This is a genomic window from Synechococcus sp. R3-13, assembly GCF_047462195.1.
GTDB lineage: Bacteria > Cyanobacteriota > Cyanobacteriia > Thermostichales > Thermostichaceae > Thermostichus.
In genome coordinates this window covers 1-689 of sequence record NZ_JANSIO010000312.1, presented here as the reverse complement: position 1 = coordinate 689, position 689 = coordinate 1, and the positions used below count along the sequence as shown (strand labels likewise).

The following is a 689-nucleotide window of genomic DNA, read 5'->3' as shown; positions in this document are numbered from 1 at the left end:
TGAGCTTATTATTGACTAGAGTCATGCTCCAAAAAAGACAGAAGTTGCTGAGCTACACTCGCTACACGAAGGGGCGCCGGTCAGCCTGTCTCTGCCGTTACAAAAGCCAGGCGTCATAGCCATAGTCCGACCAAGGGCTGGCCCCAGAAGAAGGCAAAAGAAATGCACGATGGAAGCCATGGTCGCATCAGCGTTGGGTAGCAACCTCGATCCGGCCAATCTGGATCAGACGGAAGCAAGCCGCAGCTTGGCCCGCCTGGGGATCGATGTGGGGGGCACCTTTACCGATCTGGTGCTCTTGCAGGATGGCCAGATGCAGACGGCGAAGGTGCTGTCTACCCCCAGCCCTGAGGAGGGGGTCTTTGCGGCGCTGGACAAGCTGGGGGTGCTCTGGGTTGACCTCTTCTGTCATGGCATGACGGTAGCCACCAACGCGCTGCTGGAGCGCAAGGGATCCCCCACCCTGTTTTTGACCACGGCGGGCTTTCGGGATGTGCTGGCCATTGCCCGTCAAAACCGCCCCTCTCTGTATGACCTGACACAGCCCAAGCCGGAGCCAGTGGTGCCCCGCCACCATTGCCTGGAGGTGAAGGAGCGCTGCAGCGCGGGCGGAGTGTTGGAGCCGCTCACCGATGCCGAAATCCGGCGGGTGGTGCAGGAGGTGGGGGAACGGGTGCAGCGGGATGGGA

General features: G+C 61.2%; 1 protein-coding gene. It reads left to right on the top strand.

Annotated features, from left to right (window positions below):
* Nucleotides 1-169 precede the first annotated feature (169 nt).
* A partial coding sequence (locus tag NW856_RS09750; protein ID WP_414400015.1) for a hydantoinase/oxoprolinase N-terminal domain-containing protein occupies nt 170-689 on the top strand: 520 nt, incomplete at its 3' end.